Genomic DNA, 932 nt, shown 5'->3' on the forward strand with positions numbered 1-932 from the left:
GCCGGCCGGGCCCAGGACGCGGCGCTGCCAGGCCGCGTAGTCGGCGTATCGCACCGCGAGCGGCTCCAGCACCGAGCCCCCACCCGCCGCACGAGCGGCGTAGGCCCGCTCCAGATCGGCGAAGAAGATCCCGTTCGACAGGCCGTCGGTCGCGATGTGGTGCAGGACGAGCGCCAGGACGGCCGAGTCGTCGTCGAGCCGGAGGAGCGTGGCGCGGACGGGGATCTCCGACGCCAGGTCGAAGACCCGACCGGCGGCCTCTGCGAGGCCGGCGTCCAGACCGTCGGCGTCCACGCGCCGCTGCTCGACCGTGAGTCGCGCCCGCTCCGGGGCGAGGACCCGCTGGAACGGCTCCCCGTCGACCGCCTCGAACACCGTCCGCAGCGGAGCGTGCCGCTCCACCACGTCGTTCAGCGCGGCCTCCAGGACGGGGAGCTCCAGCCCCGGGGAGAAACGGACCACCGTCGGCACGTTGTACGCGGCACTCCCGCCGTCCAGCTGGGCCAGCAGCCACAACCGCCGCTGCGCGTACGACACCGGCACCAGCTCGCCATCCCCCTCCCCCGGAACCAACGCCGGCAGAAGACCCGAACCCGCCGACGGTTTCCTCAAGGGGCGTGCGGGGGGCGCGGCCACCGCTGGAGAGGGCGGCCGGGGCGGGCAGGGCCCGCTTGTCGATCTTGCCGTTGGGGGTCAGGGGCAGCCGGTCGAGGACGGTGACGTAGGTGGGGACCAGGTGCTCGGGCAGCCGGTCGGCCACGTGCCGCCGGACGTCCTCCGGCGCCATCGCCTCCCCCTCCACCACCAGGTAGGCGGCCAGCCGCTCCTGATGAACCGTCACCACCGCCTGGGTGACCCGCGGGTGGGACAGGAGCGCGGCCTCCGTCTCCCCCGGCTCGACCCGGAAGCCCCGGATCTTGATCTGATCGTCG

The 932-nt window shown here is 74.2% G+C and carries 1 protein-coding gene and 1 pseudogene; both read right to left on the reverse strand.

Annotated elements, in window-relative coordinates:
- Positions 1–543, reverse strand: a 543-nt coding sequence (locus OO54_RS48195) for a condensation domain-containing protein (protein WP_234439426.1), incomplete at its 3' end; no start/stop codon positions are given.
- 196 nt (positions 544–739) lie between these two features.
- Positions 740–844 (reverse strand): annotated as a pseudogene (locus OO54_RS48200) (hypothetical protein); the annotation flags it as partial.
- Positions 845–932: the final 88 nt, after the last annotated feature.

The organism is Streptomyces wedmorensis, assembly GCF_000716445.1.
In the GTDB taxonomy this organism is placed as follows: Bacteria; Actinomycetota; Actinomycetes; order Streptomycetales; family Streptomycetaceae; genus Streptomyces; species Streptomyces wedmorensis.